This is a genomic window from Crossiella cryophila, from assembly GCF_014204915.1.
GTDB classification, from domain to species: domain Bacteria; phylum Actinomycetota; class Actinomycetes; order Mycobacteriales; family Pseudonocardiaceae; genus Crossiella; species Crossiella cryophila.
This window is the reverse complement of the sequence record NZ_JACHMH010000001.1, coordinates 9,681,203-9,702,910: the sequence shown is the minus strand read 5'-3', so window position 1 is coordinate 9,702,910 and position 21,708 is coordinate 9,681,203. Positions and strand designations below refer to the sequence as shown.

Genomic DNA, 21,708 nt, shown 5'->3' with positions numbered 1-21,708 from the left:
TCAGTGTCACGGATTGGCCGGGCAGGTCGTGCCGTTCGGCGGAAGTGCACCGGTGGTCAGGTAGCGGTGCACGTGGTCGCGCAGGCAGCGGTTGGCGCCGTAGAGGTAGTTCGCGTGCGCGCCGTCCACCGCGATGTGCCGGGAACCGGGCAGCTGCGCGGTCAGCCGCCGCCCGTACTCCACTGTGGACACCGCGTCGTGGATCCCGTCGGCCAGCAGCGAGGGCGGCCGGAACGCGGGCCGGATCGGTTGCGGGGCAAAGGGTTTCACCGCCGGGAAGCCGGTGCACTTGAGCACGTTCACCCACGCGTGCCGCCAGCCCAGCAACGGCGCCACGGTCGCCCGGACATCGGCCACGATCCGGCTCACCTCGGCGTACCCGGTGGGGTAGGCGAAGTCCGAGCAGTTGATCAGCCGGTTGACATCGGTCTCCACCGGGATCGACGGCACCCCGACCAGCTTGCCGGCATCACCCGCGTCCGCCTCGGCAATGCCCTCGGCCAGCCGCGGCCACTCCCGCTCGAAGTCCACGAAGGTGCTGGAGATGATCCGCGCGGCCGTGCCCGGCCCGCCGTGCACCGCACTCGGCGCCGGGATCGGCTGCTGTTCGGCACGGGCCACCAGCTCGGTCCACACCCGCACCAGATCCCGCCCGTGCAGCGCGCAGGACGGCGTGCGGTCACACCATTGGGCGAACCGGTGCAGGTTCCGCTCGGTCACCGCGGCCCGGGAGGCCACCCAGTCCCGCTGCGAGCGGTTGGTGTGGTCGTAGACGCTGTCCAGGAAGAACCGCCCGGCCCGCTGCGGGAACAGGGACAGGTAGGCCTGCCCGAACACGGTGCCGTAGGAGTTGCCCAGGTAACGCAACCGGGATTCGCCGAGCGCGGCCCGCAAAGCGTCCAGGTCGTGCGCCACCTGCCAGCTGTCCAGCTTCCCGGCCAACGCTCCGGCCGCGGCCGTGCAGCCCGCGCCGAAGGCCCGGCTGCGTTCGGTGTACTCGCGATGCGCGGCCTCGGACGGGAACGCCCACTCCAGCGGCATCGGGGCCGGGGTCGGACAGCTGATCCCGGCACTGCGGCCCAGGCCACGCGGGTCGAACAGGACCACGTCGAACCACTCGGTCAGGTCGGTGAACTGCGTGCGCAGGTGCGGCAGCAGGTCGAGGATCGCGGCGGGGCCGCCGGGGTTGACCACGATGGAGCCGAGGCGGCGGGACTGGTCGCGGGCGGGGAAGCGGGCCAGGGCGAGGTCGAAGCGCGGGCTGCCGACGGCGGCGTGGTCGGTGGGCAGGGGCAGGGCGGCGCACTGGAGGCCGGGGCCGCAATCCCGCCAGGACAGCGCGGGCGTGGCCGCGGGCGGCTCGATCGACTCGGCGGCGGCGAGGGCGGTGGTGTCAGCGGTGGCCGCGGGGCCCGGGGCGGGCAGGGCACTGGCGGGTGGCGCGATCAGCGCGGCCAGCGTCGCGCCGACCGCCGCGGCGAGCACACGAAAGGTCAAGTTCACCCGCCCAGGCTGTCCGCCCGGACGCTCCCGCCGCGTCTGCAATCCGGCAGACGCGAACCGCCGGAACCCGCGCTAACCCGCCCGGCCCCGCGCCGGTCAGCCGGAATCCGCGCCAGATTGCCGAACCCGGTCGCCGGAACCCGAGCTAGTCGGGCAGCACCACCGCGACGATCCCGGCCAGGTGCGCCAGCCGCGCCACCTCCGCCGCCCGGAACATCGGCCCGCCCGGCCGCCCCACCAGCAGCACCCGCTCCGGGTTGCCCAGTGGCGTGGCCGCCAGCTCCGTGCCCAGCTCCTGCCAGGTCTCCGGCACCCACGGCTCCTCGCCGTCGAGCACCGTCGCCTTGTGCAGCGGCAGCCAGGGCAGCTCGATCGCCTTGGTCTCCGGGGCGGCGCTGCTGGCCGCCAGCCGGTACGGGCCGTCGCCGTTGTCGCCGACCACCACCGCCCAGCCGGCCCGGATGATCCGCGGCACGCCCTCGGTGAACACCGCGAGCCCCTTGCGCGGCTCGGCGGCGACCTCCTCGACCAGCTCCAGCTCACGGTGGGTGTTCAGGATGCCCGCGTACGGCCGGACCGCGTCCACCTCGACGCCCTCGACCGATTCCGCCGCGGTGATCAGCACGTCCGGCAACCGGCCCGATGGCAGCTCCACCACCAGGTCGTCGATGGCCACGCCGACCCCGCGTTCGACCACGTCCACGCTCAGGATGTCGGCCCCGATCTCCCCGAGCGCCGACGCGACCGCCCCCAGGGTGCCGGGACGGTCGGGAAGCTGCACGCGGATCAGGAAGGACACGGCCGCCGATTGTCGCAGACCCGGATGACAACGCCGATTCCGCCGTCCACATGTCGAGAGAACCCGTCCAGTTATCCACAGCGTGACCGTCCGACCAACAACCCGTTCGGGACCGCGCATGGGTGCGCCATAGACTCGCCCCGAACAATGCCCCGCATCCGGGCAGCAACTTTCAGGGAGTCCACCAGTGCCCACCATCTCGCGCGACGAGGTAGCGCACCTGGCCAGACTGGCCAGGCTCGCCGTCACCGATGCCGAACTGGACCTGTTCGCCGGCCAGCTGGACGGCATCATCCAGGCGGTGGCCAAGGTCGGCGAGGTAGCCGCCGAGGACGTCCCGCCGACCTCGCACTCGGTGCCGCTGACCAACGTCTTCCGCGCCGACGAGATCGTGCCCTGCCTGTCACACGAGGACGCGCTCGCCGCCGCGCCCGCCAGCGAAGACGGCCGCTTCCGCGTGCCGCGCATCCTCGGGGAGGCGTGATCATGACTGACCTGACCAGGCTCACCGCGGCCGAGCTGGCCGCGAAGATCCACTCGCGTGAAGTGTCCGCGGTGGAGGTCGCCAAGGCGCACCTGGACCGGGTGGCCGCGGTGGACGGCGCGGTGCACGCCTTCCTGCACGTGGACACCGCCGGTGCGCTGGCCGCCGCCGAGGCCGTGGACAAGTCCATCGCCGCCGGCGAGGCCCCCGCCTCCCCGCTGGCCGGGGTGCCGCTGGCGCTCAAGGACGTGCTCACCACCAAGGGCGTGCCCACCACCTGCGGCTCCAAGATGCTCGAGGGCTGGATCCCGCCGTACGACGCCACCGTCACCCGGCGGCTGCGCGAGGCCGGCGTGGTCATCCTCGGCAAGACCAACATGGACGAGTTCGCGATGGGCTCCTCCACCGAGAACTCCGCCTACGGCCCCACGCACAACCCGTGGGACCTGGACCGCATCCCCGGCGGCTCCGGCGGCGGCTCCTCCGCCGCGCTGGCCGCCTTCGAGGCCCCCCTGGCCATCGGCACCGACACCGGTGGCTCGATCCGCCAGCCCGGCGCGGTCACCGGCACCGTCGGCGTCAAGCCCACCTACGGCGGCGTCTCCCGCTACGGCCTGGTCGCCTTCTCCTCCTCGCTGGACCAGGCAGGGCCGTGCGCGCGCACCGTGCTGGACGCGGCGCTGCTGCACGAGGTCATCGCCGGGCACGACCCGCTCGACTCCACCTCGCTGAACGTGCCGGTGCCGCCGGTGGTCGCGGCCGCCCGCCAGGGCGCCACCGGCGACCTGTCCGGCCTGCGCATCGGCGTGGTCAGCGAGTTCAGCGGCGACGGCTACCAGCCGGGCGTGCTGCGCTCCTTCGAGGCCGCGGTGGCCACCCTGGAGAAGCTGGGCGCGGAGGTCGTCGAGGTCTCCTGCCCCAACTTCACCTACGCGCTGCCCGCCTACTACCTGATCGCGCCCAGCGAGTGCTCCTCCAACCTGGCCCGCTTCGACGCCATGCGCTACGGCCTGCGGGTCGGTGGCGACGACCCGTCGCTGGACGCCGAGCAGGTCATGTCGCTGACCCGCGAGGCCGGGTTCGGCCCCGAGGTCAAGCGCCGGGTCATCCTGGGCACCTACGCGCTCTCGGCCGGCTACTACGACGCCTACTACGGCTCGGCGCAGAAGGTCCGCACGCTCATCTCGCGGGACTTCACCACCGCGTTCGAGCAGGTCGACGTGTTGATCTCGCCGACGACGCCGACCACCGCCTTCCGCATCGGCGAGCGCACCGCCGACCCGATGCAGATGTACCTGGCCGACCTCTGCACCATCCCGGCCAACCTGGCGGGCAACGCGGCGATGAGCGTGCCCAGCGGCCTGTCCGACGAGGACGGGCTGCCGGTCGGGCTGCAGATCATGGCCCCCGCGCTGGCCGACGAGCGGATGTACCGGGTGGCCGCGGCGTACGAGGTCGCGCGCAACGACGCCGAGGGCGGTGCGCAGATCCACCGGGTGCCGGACCTCGCGGCGGGCGTGCGGTGAGCGAACGCAGCGAGCGGGAGGACACCCGCCAGGCGGTCGGCCAGGTGCTGCGGGGACTGGAACTGTTCCCGCTGCCCGACGGCTGGACGCCGATCGAGGCGCTCGCGGTGGTGAAGTGCCTTGATGCCAGCGGCACGCCCACCTGGTGTACCCGGCGCACCGCCGGGATCAACGACGAGGAACTGCTCGGGACGATGGTGCTCCAGTCCGAGCTGCTCAAGCGGGACATCCTGTCCGACTGGGAGGACGACGGCGATGACGACTGACGTCACGGCAGACCTGCTGCCCTACTCCGACGTGGTCGAGCGCTTCGACCCGGTGCTGGGGCTGGAAGTGCACGTCGAGCTGCACACCAACACGAAGATGTTCTGCGGTTGTCCGACACAGTTCGGCGCCGACCCCAACACCCAGGTCTGCCCGACCTGCCTCGGCCTGCCCGGCGCGCTGCCGGTGGTCAACGGCAAGGCGGTCGAGTCGGCCATCCGGATCGGTCTCGCGCTCAACTGCGAGATCGCGGAGTGGTGCCGGTTCGCGCGCAAGAACTACTTCTACCCGGACATGCCGAAGAACTTCCAGACCTCGCAGTACGACGAGCCCATCGCCTTCAACGGCTACCTGGACGTGGTGCTCGACGACGGCGAGATCTTCCGGGTGCAGATCGAGCGCGCGCACATGGAGGAGGACACCGGCAAGTCGCTGCACGTCGGCGGCGCGACCGGGCGCATCCACGGCGCCGAGTTCTCCCTGCTCGACTACAACCGGGCCGGCGTGCCGCTGATCGAGATCGTCACCAAGACGATCCACGGCACCGGTGAGCGCGCGCCCGAGGTGGCCCGCGCCTACGTCAGCGCGCTGCGCGACCTGCTCAAGGCCCTCGACGTCTCCGACGTGCGGATGGACCAGGGCTCGCTGCGCTGCGACGCGAACGTCTCGCTGATGCCCAAGGGCAGCACCGAACTGGGCACCCGCTCGGAGACCAAGAACGTCAACTCGCTGCGCAGCGTCGAGCGGGCCGTGCACTTCGAGATGCGCAGGCACGCCGCGGTGCTGACCAGCGGTGGCGAGGTCATCCAGGAGACCAGGCACTTCGACGAGTCCACCGGCAGCACCAGGGCCGGACGGCGCAAGGAGACCAGCGAGGACTACCGGTACTTCCCGGAGCCCGACCTGGTGCCGATCGCGCCCACCCGGGACTGGGTGGAGGAACTCCGCGCGACCCTGCCCGAACTGCCCTGGCAGCGCCGCAGGCGCATCCAGCAGGACTGGCAGCTCTCCGACCTGGAACTGCGCGACCTGGTCAACGCGGGCGCGCTGGACCTGGTCGCGGCCACCGTCGAGGCGGGCGCCTCGCCGGATGAGGCCCGCTCCTGGTGGGTGGCCTACCTGTCCCAGCAGGCCAACACCCAGGGCATCGAACTGACCGCGCTGGCCATCACCCCTGCCCAGCTGGCCAGGGTGATCGTGCTGGTGGCCGAGGGCAAGCTGACCAACAAGCTGGCCCGCCAGGTCGTCGACGGCGTGCTCGCCGGTGAAGGCGACCCGGACACTGTCGTCGAGGCCCGCGGCCTGGTCGTGGTCTCCGACGACTCGGCCCTGCTCACCGCGATCGACGAGGCACTGGCCGCCCAGCCGGACGTGGCCGAGAAGATCCGCTCCGGCAAGGTCGCCGCGGCGGGCGCCGTGGTCGGCGCGGTCATGAAGGCCACCAAGGGCCAGGCCGACGCCAAGCGCGTCCGTGAACTGGTCCTGGAACGCTGCGGGCAGTAACAGCCCCGAGAACACCGCTGCCCCCGGGGAAGTTCTCCCGGGGGCAGCGGTCGTTCGAAGCCTCGCTCAGTCGTTCCCGCCGCCCCCGCCACCCTGCGGCGGCAGCACGAACACCCGGTCGTCACTGGAGACCGGCTTGCCACCGGCCTTGTTCAGCGTGCCCACCCAGGAGTTGCCGTCCGGCGCCAGGTCGACCCCGCCGAGCTGCCCGTAGACGCCCTTCAACGTGGTCTCCGGCCGCCCGGTGAACGCCCCGGTGTTGCTCAGCGCCAGGTTGAACATGCCGGCGCCCGCGGTCAGCGCCACCGAGAGCCGGTCGGTGTAGGCCGCGCAGCCCGCCACGCCGGGGCGGTCCGGCCAGGTCCAGGCCGGGGTGCCCAGCGGCTTGCCCATGGCGAGCTTGTAGACCACGTCCTGCTTGTCGGTGCGGTCGGTGACCCAGGTGCTGCGGTGGTCGCTGGTGCTGCAGATGCCGCCGGGGCTGGTCAGGCCGTTGGCGATGACCGCGCTGGACGCGGTCGGGTTGCCCTCGGCAGGCTTGCCGGAGGTGGTGATCCGCAGGACCTTGCCGGCCAGCGAGGCCGGATCGTTGGCCGAGTTGCCGTTGCCCGCGTTGCCGGTGGCCACCAGCAGCGCGCCGGTGCGGTCCTTGGCCAGCGCGCCGCCGTTGTTGCGCGGACCGCGCGGGATGCCGGTGAGCACCGGCTTGGGGCCGTCGCCCTTGGCGATGCGCACCACCCGGTTGTCCGCGCCGGTGGTGATGTAGGCGAAGACCAGGCCGTCCTCGACGTAGCTCGGCGAGAGCGCCAGCCCGGTCAGCCCGCCGCCGGTGGCGCCGTCCACCGGGATGCGGGCGAACTCGACCGGGGCCTGGCCGGGCTGGACCTTGAAGATCCGGCCGCTGACCCGCTCGGCGGCCAGCGCCGACTGCCCGTCCGGCAGCACCGCGATCGCGGCCACCTGGTCCAGGCAGGTCGCCACCACGGCGGGGTCGAAGTCCTTGCACCCGTCCGGCGGTGGCACCGGGGTGTTCGGCCGCTGCTGCTGGCCCCCACCGCCGCCGCTCCCACCGCCACCACCTGGCGGCGGACCGCCCTGCGGCTGCAGCCGGGGCTGCTCGGTCCAGTCGGCCTGGCGGACCTCGGGGAAACTCGCGCAGCCGGAGACCAGCAGGGCGAGCGCCACCATCCCGACTAGGGACGTCCGTCGCGTCGAACCCGGGGCTGGCATGGTCCCCAGGGTAGGTGGGCGCAGGTGAACCCGGGGTTAGAGTCGGCAGGTGACCCTGACAGTGCTCTTGCCCGACTACCCGGGGGCCGCCGAGCTGGTCTCCGCGATCGACGGGGTGCGGGTGGTCAGCTACGACCCGCAGGACCAGCTCAGCATGCCGGCCGAGGCGGTCGAGGCCGAGGTCTTCGTGCCCCCGTTCCTGGCCTCGCGCAAACTGGTGCCGCTGGCGAAGACCTTCCCCAAGCTCAAACTGGTGCAGCTGCTCAGCGCGGGCGCCGAGGCGTGGATCGGCGCCTTGCCCGAGCAGGTGAAGCTGTCCAACTGCCGGGGCGCGCACGGCGGCAGCACCGCGGAATGGGTGGTCGGCACGCTGCTGTCGATCTACCGCGACCTCCGCGAGTTCGACGCCGCCCAGCGCGCGGGGGAGTGGTCCTACCACCAGACCGACACCCTCCAGGACAAGCGGATCCTGGTCGTCGGCGCCGGTGACCTGGGCCATCAGCTCGAACGCAGGCTGACCCCGTTCGACACCGAGGTCACCCTGGTCGGCCGCACCGCGCGGGAGGGCGTGCGCGGCGAGGACGAGCTGCCCGACCTGCTCGGCCAGTACGACGTGGTGATCGTGGTGGTGCCGATGACCGAGGACACCCGGCACCTGGTGGACGCCAAGTTCCTGGCCTGCATGGCCGACGGCGCGATCTTCGTCAACGCCGCCCGCGGCCCGGTGGTGGACACCGACGCGCTGCTGGCCGAACTCACCAGCGGCCGCCTGCGCGCCGCCCTGGACGTCACCGACCCGGAACCGCTGCCTGCCGGACATCCGCTGTGGACCGCGCCGAACCTGCTGCTCACCCCGCACGTGGCCGGCAGCGTGGCCGGTCAGCACAAGCGTGCATTCACCATCGTGGCCCGGCAGATCGCCCAGTTCGCGGCGGGCCAGGACCCGGACAACCTGATCCGCGGCAGCTACTGACCCAGCCCGGCCGCCACCGGGTTCCAGACGAAGGCGACGTCGGTGGCCGGGACCTGGTTGCCCTCGTCGTCGTGGAAGGCCACGTGCACCGGCTTGTCCCCGTCCGCGGTGCGGCGCAGCACCGTCGGCCCGCCAGGACGGGGCCGGTGCCGGTCCCCCCACTGCTGCAGCGCGCCCAAGACCAGCCGCAGCTCCCGGCCTGACTCGGTCAGGTGGTAGCTCTCCCGGGGCCTGCTGCCCGGTTCCTGGTAGCCGCGCGTTTCCAGCACGCCTGCCTCCACCAGGGTTTTCAGCCGGTCGCTGAGCAGGTTCGGGGCCAGGCCGAGGGAAGCGCGGATCTCGGAGAAGCGGTGCCTGCCCGCGAAGACCTCGCGCAGCACCAGCAGCGTCCAGCGTTCGCCGAGCACCTGGAGGCTGCGCTCGATCGAACAGGCCGGCTCGTCCTGCCGCCGCCAGGCTTCCTCGACCATCGTGCTGCCTCCTCCGGCCGACCCCCTGGTTAGCAGTTTACAACTCAGCATCCGCCGCACCTGGTGACCGGCTCCGGATCGCGCGCTAGACTCTGGATATAGTTTTGCAAGTCAGATTCGGTGCCCAGGGAGAAACGCCATGTCAGATGCCGTCCAGGTGCAGGAGATCTCGCCCGCCCACTGGCAGGTGACCATCGACAACCCGCCGATCAACGTCTTCGACACCGCGGTCATCGAGGGCCTCGGCACGCTGCTGGACCGCATCGAGGCCAGCGAGGAGCTGCGCGTGGTGGTCTTCGACAGCGCCGATCCGGAGTTCTTCCTCGCCCACTTCGACATGAGCGGCGCCTCCGTCGAGGCCGCCCGCGGGATCGGCCCGTCCGGACTGCCCGCGATCTCCGATCTCCTCACCCGCCTGGCCGCCGCACCGGTGCTCAGTATCGCCAAGATCCGCGGCCGGGCCCGAGGGGTGGGCAGCGAGTTCGTGCTGGCCTGCGATGTGCGGTTCGCCAGCCGGGAGAACGCCGTGCTCGGTCAGCCCGAGGTCGGCGCGGGCGTCATCCCCGGTGGCGGCGGGGCGGAGCGGCTGTCCCACCTGGTCGGCCGCGCGCGGGCGCTGGAGATCATCATCGGCGCCGACGACTTCGACGCCGAGACCGCCGAGCGGTACGGCTACGTCAACCGCGCGATCCCCGACGCCGAACTCGACTCCTTCGTGGACGCCTTCGCCTGCCGGATCGCCTCCTTCGACCGCCGCCCGATCGCCTCGGCCAAACGCCTGGTCGACCGGGTCACGCTGCCTGCCGACGAGCACCTGCTGGAGAGCCAGCGAGCCTTCGGCGCCACGCTGGCCTGGCCGGAGACGCAGGCGCGGGTGGCGGCGTTGTTCCGGAAGGGCCTGCAGCAGCCGGGGGACCTGGAGCTGCGTTTCGGCCACCACCTCAACGGGTTGCTGGCCGACTGACCTCGGCCCCAGCGAGGCCGATCTCACAGGCCGGCGCGCTGACCAGCGCCGTTGCCGCCGCCCCCACCCCCACCCCGCCGCCCGGGTCGCCGAAGTGGCCCGGATCACCTAGCCTGCTTGGGCGTGAGCACTCACGACAGCGGCCCCGGCACCAGCGGGGGCGCGCACCACTTCGACGACGCGGGCTACACGTCCACCGGAACCACGGCGGCGCTGCCCGTTGACCAGGCCGGCGGTGCGGACACCGTGCGGCGCAAGCCCTTCGCGTGGAACGGTGGCGCCGACCTCGGGCTGCTCGTCCTGCGCCTGGTGCTCGGTGGCACGTTCATCGCGCACGGCGCGCAGAAACTCTTCGGCGCGTTCAACGGACCGGGCATCAGCGGATTCGCCAAGTTCCTGGAGTCCTTCGGCTTCCAGCAGACCCGGATCCTGGCCTATGTCACCGGGATCACCGAGCTGGGCGGCGGCGCGCTGATCGTGCTCGGCTTCCTGACCCCGCTCGGCGCGGCCGGACTGCTCGGCGTGATGATCAACGTGGTCACGCTGAAGTGGAACAACGGCTTCTTCCTCGGCTCCACCGGCACCGGTTTCGAGTTCGACCTGGTGCTCGGCGCCCTGGCCGCCGCGCTGCTCTTCATCGGCCCCGGCCGGGCATCCCTGGACAACGGTCGCGCCTGGGCGCGCGTCCCACTCCCGTGGGGCGTGCTCTTCCTCCTGGTCGCGGCAGGCTCCTCGGTGATCACCCTGGTAGTCCTCCGCTAACACCCGAACGACCGCGGGCCCGCTTCCTGTCTCGGAAGCGGGCCCGCGGTCGTTTCGCGCTTATTTACCGGGGTCGCGGACCGCGCCGGTGGCGGCCGAGGTGGCCAGCCGGGCGTAGGCACGCAGGGCCTTGGACACCGGGCGCTGCCGGTCCACCGGCTGCCACGGGTTCTCACTGGCGTCCATCTTGGCCCGCCGCTCGGCCAGCACCGCCGGGTCCACCAGCAGCTCCAGCTTGCGCTGGTGCACGTCGATGACGATCTCGTCCCCGTCCTGGACCAGTCCGATCAGCCCGCCGTCGGCAGCCTCCGGCGAGATGTGCCCGACCGAGATGCCAGAGGAGCCGCCGGAGAAGCGGCCGTCGGTGATCAGCGCGCACACCTTGCCCAGCCCGGCGCCCTTGAGGAACGCGGTGGGGTGCAACATCTCCTGCATCCCCGGCCCGCCGGAGGGGCCCTCGTACCGGACCACCACGACCTCGCCCGGCTGCACCTGCTTGCCCAGGATCGCCGAGACCGCCTGCTCCTGGCTCTCCACCACCCGAGCCGGGCCGCGGAAGACCCACAGCTCCTCGTCGATGCCCGCGGTCTTGATCACCGCGCCGTCCTCGGCCAGGTTGCCGCGCAGCACGGCCAGGCCGCCGTCCTTGGTGTAGGCGTGTTCCCGGTCCCGGATGCAGCCGCCAGCCGCGTCGGTGTCCAGCGAGGACCAGCGGTTCTCGGTGGAGAACGCCTTGGTGGTGCGCACCCCGCCCGGCGCGGCGTGGAACAGCTCCACCGCCTCGGCCGATGGCGATTCGGCGCGGATGTCCCAGGTGCCCAGCCACTCGTCGATGTTCGCGCTGTGCACCGTGTGCACCGCGCGGTTGAGCAGCCCGCCGCGGTCCAGTTCGCCCAGGATGGCCGGGATGCCACCGGCCCGGTGCACGTCCTCCATGTGGTAGTCGGAGTTCGGGCTCACCTTGGCCAGGCAGGGCACCCGGCGGCTGACCGCGTCGATGTCGGCCATGGTGAAGTCGATCTCCGCCTCGTGCGCGGCGGCCAGGACGTGCAGCACCGTGTTGGTCGAGCCACCCATGGCCACGTCCAGCGCCATCGCGTTCTCGAAGGCGGCCCGGTTGGCGATGTTGCGCGGCAGCGCGGACTCGTCGTCCTGCTGGTAGTACCGCTTGGCCAGCTCCACCACGGTGGTCCCGGCCCGCTCGAACAGCGCCCGGCGGGCGGCGTGCGTGGCCAGGGTGGACCCGTTGCCGGGCAGGGACAGCCCGAGCGCCTCGGTGAGGCAGTTCATCGAGTTGGCGGTGAACATGCCCGAACAGGAGCCACAGGTCGGACAGGCCGAGCGCTCCACGATGGACAGACCCTCGTCGTCCACGTCCGGGCTGGCCGAGGCGGCGATCGCGGTGATCAGGTCGGTCGGCGCCTGGGCGACCCCGTCCACCACAACGGCTTTGCCAGCCTCCATCGGCCCGCCGGAGACGAAGACCACCGGGATGTTCAGCCGCAGCGCGGCCATCAGCATGCCGGGGGTGATCTTGTCGCAGTTGGAGATGCACACCAGCGCGTCCGCCGCGTGGCCGTTGACCATGTACTCCACCGCGTCCGCGATCAGCTCGCGGGAGGGCAGCGAGTAGAGCATGCCGCCGTGCCCCATGGCGATGCCGTCGTCCACCGCGATGGTGTGGAACTCCCTGGCCACCCCGCCGGCTTCGGCGATCTTCTCGGCCACGATGTCCCCGAGGTCGCGCAGGTGCACGTGGCCCGGCACGAACTGGGTGTAGGAGTTGGCGATCGCCACGATCGGCTTGCCGAAGTCGGAGTCGGTCATACCGGTGGCGCGCCACAGCGAACGGGCGCCTGCCGCGTTGCGGCCGTGGGTGGTCACGCGGGAGCGGAGCGGGGGCACTGCTCCTCCTTAACGGGGTTCGTCAGTCTTGCCGGGTTCGGTCGTGCCGGACTCGCCGAAGCGGCCGCCACTGGCCTGGGCCAGCGCGTCCAGATCGCGCACCCGCACCGCGGGCAGCGTGACCTCGGACTCGTCGGCCAGCACGGCCTTCACGCCGGAGCGCTTGGTCAGTCGCAGCGAGGCGATCTCCGACCAGGCGATGCTGCGGGCGCCGAACATCGTGCGGATGCGCACCTGTTCGGCGTCGACCACGGTCCTGGTGCGGATCACCCACAGGACCAGTGCGATCGGCACCAGGTAGATCACCTGGAGCCCCGGCGCGCCGAAGGCGAGTGGTGTCGCGCACAGGAACAGCAACGCCACCGGAATCATAGCCGTGGTGGGGATCCGGAAAATCAGTCCGCTCACGGAACCGATCCTCCCACGTGCGTGAACACCCCCTGTCGAAGGTTCCTTGTCCCTCGGTCGTGTCCAACATGCGGGAGTACCGTCCCGCAGAGTTGACGCCTGTCCCGGCCAAGTACTAGCGTCGACAGGGTGCAGCGCAAGACTTTCCTCCTCGTACTTCCCAGGCGCGTCGACGCCTAGGAAGCACTCGTCGACGCGCAACCCTCGTATGGCCGACCCGGGCCGACGAGGGTTTTTTGTTGCCCGTAGCTTGCTCACACCGAACACGAGGCAGACCCGATGACCCAGGTGAGGCCCACGCCGCCGCCCCCGCCGTCCCAGGGGGCAAGACCCCGACCGACCCCGCCTGCCGGCGCCCCGGTCCGGGTGACCGGCGCGCAGTCGCTCGTGCGTTCGCTCGAGTCGGTGGGCTGCGAGATCGTCTTCGGCATCCCCGGCGGCGCCATCCTGCCCGCCTACGACCCGCTGCTGGACTCCACCAAGGTGCGGCACATCCTGGTCCGGCACGAGCAGGGCGCCGGTCACGCCGCCTCCGGGTACGCCCACGCCACCGGCCGGGTTGGTGTGTGCATGGCCACCTCCGGCCCCGGCGCGACCAACCTGGTCACCCCGATCGCGGACGCCTACATGGACTCCATCCCGATGGTCGCGATCACCGGTCAGGTGGCCCGCTCCTCCATCGGCACGGATGCCTTCCAGGAAGCCGACATCTGCGGCATCACCATGCCGATCACCAAGCACAACATCCTGGTGACCGAGGCCGCGGACATCCCGCGCGCGATCGCCGAGGCATTCCACATCGCCAGCACCGGCAGGCCCGGCCCGGTCCTGGTCGACCTGCCCAAGGACATCCTGCAGGCCACCACCTCCTTCACCTGGCCGCCGGAGATGCGGCTGCCCGGCTACCGGCCGACCACCAAACCGCACGGCAAGCAGGTGCGTGAGGCGGCCAAGCTGATCGCCGCGGCCAAGCGCCCGGTGCTCTACGTCGGCGGCGGCGTGGTCCGCGGCCGGGCCAGCGCCGAACTGCTGGACCTGGCCGAGCTGACCGGCATCCCGGTGGTCACCACGCTGATGGCCCGCGGCGCCTTCCCCGACTCGCACCGCTCGCACCTGGGCATGCCGGGCATGCACGGCACGGTGGCCGCGGTGGCCGCGCTGCAGCGCTCGGACCTGCTGATCACCCTGGGCGCGCGCTTCGACGACCGGGTCACCGGCCAGCTGGGCACCTTCGCGCCGGACGCGCAGGTCATCCACGCCGACATCGACCCGGCCGAGATCTCCAAGAACCGCAAGGCCGATGTGCCGATCGTGGGCGATGTGAAGGACATCATCGCCGACCTGGTCCCGGCCGTGCGCGCCGAGTACGACGGCGGCACCAGGGCGGACATCTCCGCCTGGTGGACCATGCTCAACGACATCCGCGGCTCGTTCCCGCTGGGTTATGACTGGCCCTCCGACGGTTCGCTGTCCCCGCAGTACTGCATCGAGCGGATCGGCGCGCTGGTCGGGCCGGACGCGGTCTACACCGCGGGCGTCGGCCAGCACCAGATGTGGGCCGCCCAGTTCGTCAAGTACGAGAAGCCCGCCACCTGGATCAACTCCGGCGGCCTCGGCACCATGGGCTTCGCCGTCCCGGCGGCCATGGGCGCCAAGGCGGGCCTGCCGGACACCGCGGTGTGGGCCATCGACGGCGACGGCTGCTTCCAGATGACCAACCAGGAACTGGCCACCTGCGCGATCGAGGGCATCCCGATCAAGGTCGCGGTGATGAACAACGGCAACCTGGGCATGGTCCGGCAGTGGCAGAACCTCTTCTACTCCGAGCGCTACTCCAACACCGACCTCGGCACGCACAAGCACCGCATCCCGGACTTCGTGCTGCTGGGCGAGGCCCTGGGCTGCGCCGGTCTGCGCGCGGAGACCAAGGACGAGGTCGACTCGGTCATCCAGCAGGCGATGGAGATCAACGACCGCCCGGTCGTGATCGATTTCGTGGTGGGCAAGGACGCGCAGGTGTGGCCGATGGTGGCCGCGGGCACCGGCAACGACGAGATCATGGCCGCGCGCGGCATCCGCCCGCTGTTCGACGAAGACGAGGTGTGAGGCGATGACTCGGCACACGCTGAGCGTGCTGGTGGAGAACAAGCCCGGTGTGCTCGCCAGGGTGGCCGGACTGTTCTCCCGGCGGGGCTTCAACATCGAGAGCCTCGCGGTCGGCCCGACCGAGAACCCCGAGGTGTCCCGGATGACCATCGTGGTCGCCGTGGAGCTGCTGCCGCTGGAGCAGGTCACCAAGCAGCTCAACAAGCTCGTGAACGTCATCAAGATCGTCGAGCTGGACCAGGCCATCTCGGTGCGCCGGGAACTGCTGCTGGTCAAGGTGCGGGCTGATGCCACCGTGCGCAGCCAGGTGCTGGAGACCGTGCAGCTCTTCCGCGCCAAGGTGGTCGACGCCTCGCCGGAGGCACTGACCATCGAGGCCACCGGCACCACCGACAAGCTCGACGCCCTGCTGCGCATGCTGGAGCCCTACGGCATCAGGGAGATGGTCCAGTCCGGCATGGTGGCCATCGGCAGGGGCGCCCGTTCCATCACCGCGACCGCGGTCCGTTGAGATAACGCACGACAGGAGAAGCAAGAGCAATGAGTGTCGAGATCTTCTACGACGACGACGCCGACATCAGCGTGATCCAGGGGCGCAAGGTCGCGGTGATCGGCTACGGCAGCCAGGGCCACGCGCACGCGCTGAGCCTGCGCGACTCGGGCGTGGACGTCCGCATCGGCCTGCCGGAGACCAGCAAGTCCCGGGCCAAGGCCGAGGAGGAGGGCCTGCGCGTCCTCACCCCCGCCGAGGCATCCGCCGAGGCGGACCTGATCATGATCCTGGCGCCGGACACCGCGCAGCGGCACATCTACGCCAAGGACATCGCGCCCAACCTCAACGACGGCGACGCGATCTTCTTCGGGCACGGCTTCAACATCCGCTACGGCCTGATCACCCCGCCGTCCAATGTGGACGTCGCCATGGTCGCGCCGAAGGGCCCCGGCCACCTGGTCCGCCGCCAGTTCGTCGACGGCAAGGGCGTGCCCTGCCTGATCGCGATCGAGCAGGACGCCACCGGCACCGCCCAGGCGCTCGCGCTCTCCTACGCCAAGGCCATCGGCGGCAGCCGGGCGGGCGTCATCAAGACCACCTTCACCGAGGAGACCGAGACCGACCTCTTCGGTGAGCAGGCGGTGCTCTGCGGCGGCGCCAGCGCGCTGGTGCAGGCCGGCTTCGAGGTGCTGACCGAGGCGGGCTACGCCCCCGAGGTCGCCTACTTCGAGTGCCTGCACGAGCTGAAGCTGATCGTCGACCTCATGTACGAGGGCGGCATCGCGCGCATGCGCTACTCCATCTCCGACACCGCCGAGTTCGGCGACCTGACCCGTGGCCCGCGCGTGATCACCGCCGCGGTCAAGGAGGAGATGAAGAAGATCCTGACCGAGGTGCAGGACGGCACCTTCGCCCGGGAGTGGGTGGCCGAGGACGACAACGGCCGCGCCAACTACCGCAAGCTCCAGCAGGAGGGCGAAGCTCACCCGATCGAGGAGACCGGCAAGAAGCTCCGGGCGCTCATGTCCTGGGTCGACCGCCCCATCACCGAGACCGCCTGACGTCTGCAACCAGCACAGAGCGAACGCCGTCCACCCGAGAGTGGGCGGCGTTCGCGCTGTTCAGGGGGTTACGGAGGGTGATCCGAGATCCCACCCGATCAGTTCATTTCAATCAGTAATTTGCTTATTTAGCATGGACTTCACAGTGATCCGCAGTCAGCCGGCGGGGCTTGGGACCTCGGCCCGGCAGCAGGGAGACGGCGGAAGCGCCGCCTCATGACGACGCGGGGAGCGTGCAAAGCCATGACCGGCAACATGACCGGTGGCCTGGACGAGTCTGTCCGAACCCACCTGGCCAAGTTGTTCACCCTCATCCACACCCTCGACGACCCGGACGTGGCCGAGCTGGCCAGGGCAGAGATGCCCCGCCTCATCTCCGCGTTGAAGCTCGTGCTGGACGCGCACGAGCCGGACGAGTACGGCCACTGCAGGCAGTGCCAGCCAGGCAAACGCCGCCACCGCCTGCCGTTCGAGCCGTGCCGCGCCTACGACAGCGCCCAGCGCTTCCTGGCAGTGGAACGCGGCCTCCCCCAGATGCTCGTCCAGGCCCAGCACTCGGCCTTCGCCGACAACCGCCCCCGCCACGCCCTGCACTAGCCCCCACCCGCCACCCCACAACAGCCAACACCCAGTCCCACAACGGCCAACACCCCGTACGAGAACGGCCAACACTCCGAGCAAAGCCCAACCCACCCGGAGTGTTGGCCGAAGTCGTACGCCGTGTTGGCCGTTCTTGTACGCCGTGTTGGCTGTTGTCGTACGCGGGGGTGGGCTGTGTGGGAAGTGTTGTTGCGTGGTGTGGGAAGTAGGGGCTACCCGGGATGCGACGAAGGTCGCTTGCCGGGTGGGCATCGCATCCAGCAGGCTGCGCGGCAGCGGCACGGTGGAGTGCCGTGTGCTGGCGATGCCGTCGACCGCCCGTGCGGTAACCCGGTCATGGTCGATGAAGTGGACGCCGCCGTCCTGCACATCGGTAACGCAAGTTGATGCAACCTGCACAAGACCGCTCCGACGTGTCCAGCGAAGCTGATCCGTTCGGCGGCAGCGCTGCGGGCGTCATCACGCAACGTAGTCAGCGGCAGGGGCCGGACAGCATGATCGGCACGGACCCAGGGATGGTCCGTGCCGACCATGTCCGCCACAAAGTCTTCGTCTCGCCACGCCTCCGGGCCGTCTCAGAGCTTTTGCCCGCCTGGCAAGCTATGGCCTGCCTCGGGATCTCCGGCTCGCCACGGAAAACCCGTTCTGGCGCAACCACTTCCGTCAAGCGCCGATCCGCCGCCCGGCAACCCGGCAGCCCGCCCAGCCGCCCGCCTGGGCTCAGGCCACCACGCCAGGCGCCACCCGCAGGCGATGCCGGGCGCGTTGTACGGGGATGTCGTCCTGGCCCGGCGGGGGGCTACTGGGCCAGGACGACAGCTCAGGGGTGGGGGAGTCCTCGACCAGGCAGAGCTGGACGTAGGCGATCCGCCAGGTGGGGCAGGGCCATTCGCCGCCTAGGCCCCAGGCTGGGCGGCATAAGCGGCAGCGTCGGCGCTTTTTCCGGCCGACGGCGCGGTGCTGGGCGAGCAGGAACTGCCAGCCGTGCACGGTGCGCAGCAGGGCGTTGCGGGCGGTGGGGTCGGACTGCGTCGCGGCGAGTTCGGCCAGCTCGGCGAGCCGGGTGGCCACCGCGCGGTAGCACTCGCGGCCGCGGGTCGTGCAGCGATCCGGCGGCTCGTGCACATCCAGGATGGGCCTGCCTGACGACCACACGGTCTCCACCGCCCCTAACTTGAGTAGTCTGCGTCACCGAGCGCTTACGGTTCGTGGCTGCCGTCGATTTCGGAGAGCGACGACGTGGGTACCTAGCGTGCAAGACGGTGCCCCAGAAATGCAACGTACATACTGCGAAAGACACGATCGGGTGAGAGTGTCGTCCTGCAAACCACAAGCGATTGCAGCTAGCTAGCCTGGGCGGGCACACTGCGCGAGTTCCCTCTCACTGCGCGTCACGGCGGGCGGCCGGCACCGCGCCACGGACGCGCCGCGATCTCGCGAACTTGCCCGGAGGCCAGGAGATGTCCACCAGTCACAGCCCGACCGTGCGCAGAAGGCGGCTGGCCTCCGAGTTACGGCGACTGCGCGAAAGCTCGAACCTCACCTGTGAGGAGGTCGCGGCACACCTGGAGTGCTCCGCGGCCAAGGTCAGCCGGATCGAGACCGGCCGCACCGGGGTCAACCCGCGCGATGTGCGGGACATGCTGGTCCTCTACGGCGTCGAGGGCGAGCGGCAGAACGCGCTGATCGACCTGGCCCGGATGGCGAAACTCAAGGGCTGGTGGCACAACTACGGCGACGTGCTCACCGGCGGGTTCGCCGGGATGGAGGCCGAGGCGTCCTCGATCCGCACCTTCGAGTCCCTCGTGGTGCCGGGGCTGCTGCAGACCGAGCGGTACGCGCTGGCGGTCTTCCGCGCGGTGCGGCCCAAGGCCGCGCCCAACGAGGTCGAGCGCCGGGTCTCCGCCCGGATGGCCAGGCAGGGACTGCTCTCCTCCGACCACGGGCCCAAGTACTGGGCCGTGCTGGACGAGGGCGCGCTGCGGCGGCGGGTCGGCGACGCCGACGTCATGCGCGAACAGCTCGACCGGCTGGTGAAGATGAGTTCGCTGCCGAACGTGGAGATCCAGGTGCTCCCGTTCAGCGCGGGCGGGCACGCGGCCTCCGACGGCCCGTTCGTGATGCTCGGCTTCCCCGATCCGCTGGACCCCACCGTGGTCTACGTGGAGAGCCTCACCAGCGCGCTCTACCTGGAGAAGCCGGAGGAGATCCGGTTGTACAGCACGGTTTTCGACCACGTCCGGGCCGCGGCGCTGGGCACCGAGGAATCGGTCGCCCTGATGGCCGCCATGGCGGAGGAACTCGCATGAGCAGGAGGCAGGCCATCCGGCGCTGCGCTCGACCATCGCACCATCTGTTATCCGGCAAGGAGAAAGTCATGTTGGCCAGCTACAACACCGAATCGCTTTCCTGGCGCGTCAGCAGCTACAGCGGCGGCGGCAACAACTGCGTCGAGGTCGCGCTGCCCGCCGCGGCGGCCGCGGTGCGGGACTCCAAGAACCGCGCGGGCGGCGCGCTGACCTTCACCCGCGCGCAGTGGCACGGCTTCCTCGCCAGCGCCCCGGCCCTGCACGGGTCCCGGGCGTGACTGGGCAGCACCCCAGCACGGCAGTGCCCAACAGCAGAGTCCCGGTCTATGACGACAAGGCCGGGATCCGGGACACGCTCGACTTCTCCCGGGCGCGGTGGCTCTCCGGCGAGGAGGACCCGGACGGCACCGGCAAGGTGGAGATCGCCTTCGTCGACTCCGCGGGGACGACCTACATCGGGATGCGCAACAGCGCGCAGCCCGAGGGGCCGATCCTGGTTTTCACCACCAGCGAATGGGAAGCGTTCCTGGCCGGGGCCAAGGATGGGGAGTTCACCGAACCCTGGTGAGTCCGGGCCCCGGTGAACATCGGGTGGAGCGGGGGTGACCAAGCTCGCCCCCGCCACCTGAAACATGCCGGTAACACCGCAGCTAGACTGCGGCTTTCCCGCTCGGGGCACAACGCGGTGACCCGGACCAAGGCAATCCGTCCTCTCAGGAGCGCACCGGTGACCAACCCCAACCGCCCCGTCGTGCTGATCGCGGAGAAACTCGCGCCCTCGGTGCTGGAGGTGCTCGGCGACGACGTCGAGATCCGGCACGTCGACGGCACCGACCGCACCGCACTGCTGTCCGCGGTGGCCGAGGCCGACGCGCTGCTCGTGCGCTCGGCGACCAAGGTCGACGCCGAGGTGTTCGCCGCGACCAGCAAGCTCAAGGTCGTGGCCAGGGCCGGTGTCGGCCTGGACAACGTCGAGGTGCCCGCCGCCACCGCGCGCGGCGTGATGGTGGTCAACGCGCCCACCTCCAACATCGTCTCCGCCGCCGAGCACGCGGTCGCGCTGCTGCTCGCGGTGGCCCGCAACATCGCCCCGGCCGACGCCAGCCTGCGCAGCGGCCAGTGGAAGCGCAGCGCCTACGGCGGCGTGGAACTCAACGGCAAGACCGTCGGCGTGGTCGGCCTCGGCAAGATCGGCCAGCTCTTCGCCCAGCGGATCGCCGCCTTCGGCACCACGCTGATCGCCTACGACCCCTACGTGGCCCCGGCCCGCGCCGCCCAGCTCGGCATCGAGCTGGTCAGCCTGGAGGAGCTGCTGGAGCGCGCGGACGCGTTCTCCATCCACCTGCCCAAGACCCCGGAGACCCTCGGTCTGATCGGCAAGGAGCAGCTGGCCAAGACCAAGAAGGGCGTGCTGATCGTCAACGCCGCCCGCGGCGGTCTGATCGACGAGGCCGCGCTGGCCGACGCCATCCGCGAGGGCCAGGTCGGCGGCGCCGGCATCGACGTCTTCGTCACCGAGCCGTGCACCGAGAGCCCGCTCTTCGAGCTGCCCAAGGCCGTGGTGACCCCGCACCTCGGCGCCTCCACCGGCGAGGCCCAGGACCGCGCGGGCACCGACGTGGCCCGGTCCGTGGTGCTCGCGCTGCGCGGGGACTTCGTGCCGGACGCGGTGAACGTGCAGGGCGGCGGCGTGGTCGGCGAGGAGGTCCGGCCGTACCTGCCGCTGACCCAGAAGCTGGGCGCGGTGCTGGCCGCCTTCGGCGCCAACAAGGCCCCGGTCTCGGTCACCGTCGAGGTGCGCGGCGAACTGTCCACTGAGGACGTCCGGGTGCTGCCGCTGGCCGCGCTGCGCGGGGTGTTCGCGCACCTGGTCGACGAGCAGGTCACCTTCGTCAACGCGCCCAAGCTGGCCGCCGACCTCGGTGTGGACGTGCGGGTGGTCACCGAGTCCGAGAGCGCCAACCACCGCAGCCTGGTCACCGTGCGCACGGTCGGCGCGGACGGCACCGCCTACAGCGTCTCCGGCTCGCTCAGCGGCCGCAACCAGGTGGAGAAGCTGGTCGAGGTCAACGGCCGCAGCTTCGACCTGCGCGCCGAGGGCCACGTGCTGCTGCTGGAGTACCCGGACCGCCCCGGCGTGATGGGCACCGTCGGCACCCTGCTCGGCGAGGCCGGGGTCAACGTGGAGGCCGCGCAGATCTCCCAGACCCGCGACGGCGCGGACGCCACCATGCTGCTGCGGGTGGACCGCCCGGTCGACGCCGGCGTGCTCGAGCCCATCGGCGCCACCGTTGGCGCGCGCACCGTGAAGGCCATCTCCTTCTGACCTGACCCAGATCGGCCAACAC

Annotated in this window: 22 protein-coding genes; 15 read left to right on the top strand and 7 right to left on the bottom strand. The window is 70.9% G+C overall.

The features are described 5' to 3' along the window. Positions 1-6 precede the first annotated feature (6 nt). Together HNR67_RS41690 and HNR67_RS41685 are read right to left on the bottom strand one after the other, a co-directional pair. Complete coding sequence (locus HNR67_RS41690) at positions 7-1,503, bottom strand: alpha/beta fold hydrolase (protein ID WP_185009280.1); 1,497 nt, start codon at positions 1,501-1,503, stop codon at positions 7-9. 145 nt (positions 1,504-1,648) lie between these two features. Further along, positions 1,649-2,302, bottom strand: a complete 654-nt coding sequence (locus tag HNR67_RS41685) for an ACT domain-containing protein (protein ID WP_185009278.1) — start codon at positions 2,300-2,302, stop codon at positions 1,649-1,651. 187 nt (positions 2,303-2,489) lie between these two features. Here HNR67_RS41685 and gatC point away from each other — a divergent pair, with 187 nt between their 5' ends. Genes gatC through gatB form a run of 4 tightly spaced genes read left to right on the top strand, consistent with a single transcriptional unit; the run spans position 2,490 to position 6,079 of the window. Then, positions 2,490-2,786, top strand: coding sequence for an Asp-tRNA(Asn)/Glu-tRNA(Gln) amidotransferase subunit GatC (gene gatC / locus HNR67_RS41680; protein WP_185009277.1), 297 nt, complete (start codon positions 2,490-2,492; stop codon positions 2,784-2,786). A gap of 2 nt (positions 2,787-2,788) precedes the next feature. Beyond that, positions 2,789-4,312, top strand: a complete 1,524-nt coding sequence (gene gatA, locus HNR67_RS41675; RefSeq protein WP_185009274.1) for an Asp-tRNA(Asn)/Glu-tRNA(Gln) amidotransferase subunit GatA — start codon at positions 2,789-2,791, stop codon at positions 4,310-4,312. Further along, a complete protein-coding gene (locus tag HNR67_RS41670; protein ID WP_185009272.1) occupies positions 4,309-4,578 on the top strand; it encodes a hypothetical protein in 270 nt (89 codons plus the stop codon). The genes gatA and HNR67_RS41670 overlap by 4 nt, the downstream gene beginning before the upstream one ends. After that, positions 4,568-6,079, top strand: a complete 1,512-nt coding sequence (gene gatB, locus HNR67_RS41665; protein WP_185009270.1) for an Asp-tRNA(Asn)/Glu-tRNA(Gln) amidotransferase subunit GatB — start codon at positions 4,568-4,570, stop codon at positions 6,077-6,079. Before HNR67_RS41670 ends, gatB begins: the two co-directional genes overlap by 11 nt. A gap of 66 nt (positions 6,080-6,145) precedes the next feature. Here the strand turns inward: gatB and HNR67_RS41660 are convergent, their stop codons facing one another. Next, positions 6,146-7,267: a PQQ-dependent sugar dehydrogenase gene (locus tag HNR67_RS41660; RefSeq protein ID WP_221490228.1), complete on the bottom strand. Its 1,122-nt coding sequence runs from the start codon at positions 7,265-7,267 to the stop codon at positions 6,146-6,148. A gap of 91 nt (positions 7,268-7,358) precedes the next feature. Between HNR67_RS41660 and HNR67_RS41655 the strand changes: the two genes are divergently transcribed. Then, on the top strand, positions 7,359-8,282 hold the full coding sequence (locus tag HNR67_RS41655; RefSeq protein ID WP_185009267.1) for a 2-hydroxyacid dehydrogenase: 924 nt from the start codon (positions 7,359-7,361) through the stop codon (positions 8,280-8,282). Here the strand turns inward: HNR67_RS41655 and HNR67_RS41650 are convergent. Beyond that, complete coding sequence (locus HNR67_RS41650; RefSeq protein WP_185009265.1) at positions 8,276-8,752, bottom strand: winged helix-turn-helix transcriptional regulator; 477 nt, start codon at positions 8,750-8,752, stop codon at positions 8,276-8,278. The genes HNR67_RS41655 and HNR67_RS41650 overlap by 7 nt on opposite strands. Before the next feature lie 139 nt (positions 8,753-8,891). On the opposite strand from HNR67_RS41650, the gene HNR67_RS41645 reads away from it, so the two are divergent. Then, positions 8,892-9,716, top strand: coding sequence for an enoyl-CoA hydratase/isomerase family protein (locus HNR67_RS41645; protein ID WP_185009263.1), 825 nt, complete (start codon positions 8,892-8,894; stop codon positions 9,714-9,716). A gap of 123 nt (positions 9,717-9,839) precedes the next feature. Then, the gene (locus HNR67_RS41640) at positions 9,840-10,478 is read left to right on the top strand and encodes a DoxX family protein (RefSeq protein ID WP_312989314.1); all 639 of its coding nucleotides are present in this window, start codon (positions 9,840-9,842) and stop codon (positions 10,476-10,478) included. A gap of 60 nt (positions 10,479-10,538) precedes the next feature. Here HNR67_RS41640 and ilvD read toward each other — a convergent pair whose 3' ends face one another. Continuing rightward, positions 10,539-12,383 (bottom strand): dihydroxy-acid dehydratase, encoded by a 1,845-nt coding sequence (ilvD, locus tag HNR67_RS41635; RefSeq protein WP_185009259.1) that lies wholly within the window; start codon positions 12,381-12,383, stop codon positions 10,539-10,541. A gap of 9 nt (positions 12,384-12,392) precedes the next feature. Continuing rightward, the gene (locus HNR67_RS41630) at positions 12,393-12,791 is read right to left on the bottom strand and encodes a PH domain-containing protein (protein WP_185009257.1); all 399 of its coding nucleotides are present in this window, start codon (positions 12,789-12,791) and stop codon (positions 12,393-12,395) included. Between the two features lie 279 nt (positions 12,792-13,070). On the opposite strand from HNR67_RS41630, the gene HNR67_RS41625 reads away from it, so the two are divergent. The 4 genes from HNR67_RS41625 to HNR67_RS41610 all read left to right on the top strand — a co-directional run bounded on the left by HNR67_RS41625 (position 13,071) and on the right by HNR67_RS41610 (position 17,048). After that, entirely contained in the window at positions 13,071-14,897 is a 1,827-nt protein-coding gene (locus tag HNR67_RS41625) for an acetolactate synthase large subunit (RefSeq protein WP_185009255.1), read from the top strand. Positions 14,898-14,901: 4 nt separating this feature from the next. Next, complete coding sequence (ilvN, locus tag HNR67_RS41620; RefSeq protein WP_185009253.1) at positions 14,902-15,408, top strand: acetolactate synthase small subunit; 507 nt, start codon at positions 14,902-14,904, stop codon at positions 15,406-15,408. A gap of 29 nt (positions 15,409-15,437) precedes the next feature. Then, a complete protein-coding gene (ilvC, locus tag HNR67_RS41615; protein WP_185009251.1) occupies positions 15,438-16,451 on the top strand; it encodes a ketol-acid reductoisomerase in 1,014 nt (337 codons plus the stop codon). Between the two features lie 243 nt (positions 16,452-16,694). Continuing rightward, positions 16,695-17,048 carry a hypothetical protein gene (locus HNR67_RS41610; protein ID WP_185009249.1) on the top strand — a complete coding sequence of 118 codons (354 nt, stop codon included), beginning with the start codon at positions 16,695-16,697 and terminating at the stop codon, positions 17,046-17,048. A 723-nt stretch (positions 17,049-17,771) separates the two neighbouring features. Here the strand turns inward: HNR67_RS41610 and HNR67_RS41605 are convergent. Continuing rightward, positions 17,772-18,215 (bottom strand): hypothetical protein, encoded by a 444-nt coding sequence (locus HNR67_RS41605; protein WP_185009247.1) that lies wholly within the window; start codon positions 18,213-18,215, stop codon positions 17,772-17,774. A 296-nt stretch (positions 18,216-18,511) separates the two neighbouring features. Between HNR67_RS41605 and HNR67_RS41600 the strand changes: the two genes are divergently transcribed. The 4 genes from HNR67_RS41600 (at position 18,512) to serA (ending at position 21,686) form a co-directional block, all read left to right on the top strand. Then, positions 18,512-19,360 carry a helix-turn-helix domain-containing protein gene (locus HNR67_RS41600; RefSeq protein WP_185009245.1) on the top strand — a complete coding sequence of 283 codons (849 nt, stop codon included), beginning with the start codon at positions 18,512-18,514 and terminating at the stop codon, positions 19,358-19,360. Between the two features lie 68 nt (positions 19,361-19,428). Next, positions 19,429-19,638: a DUF397 domain-containing protein gene (locus HNR67_RS41595; RefSeq protein ID WP_185009243.1), complete on the top strand. Its 210-nt coding sequence runs from the start codon at positions 19,429-19,431 to the stop codon at positions 19,636-19,638. Beyond that, positions 19,635-19,928, top strand: coding sequence for a DUF397 domain-containing protein (locus HNR67_RS41590; RefSeq protein WP_221490227.1), 294 nt, complete (start codon positions 19,635-19,637; stop codon positions 19,926-19,928). The genes HNR67_RS41595 and HNR67_RS41590 overlap by 4 nt, the downstream gene beginning before the upstream one ends. 159 nt (positions 19,929-20,087) lie before the next feature. Next, positions 20,088-21,686 (top strand): phosphoglycerate dehydrogenase, encoded by a 1,599-nt coding sequence (serA, locus tag HNR67_RS41585; protein WP_185009241.1) that lies wholly within the window; start codon positions 20,088-20,090, stop codon positions 21,684-21,686. Positions 21,687-21,708: the final 22 nt, after the last annotated feature.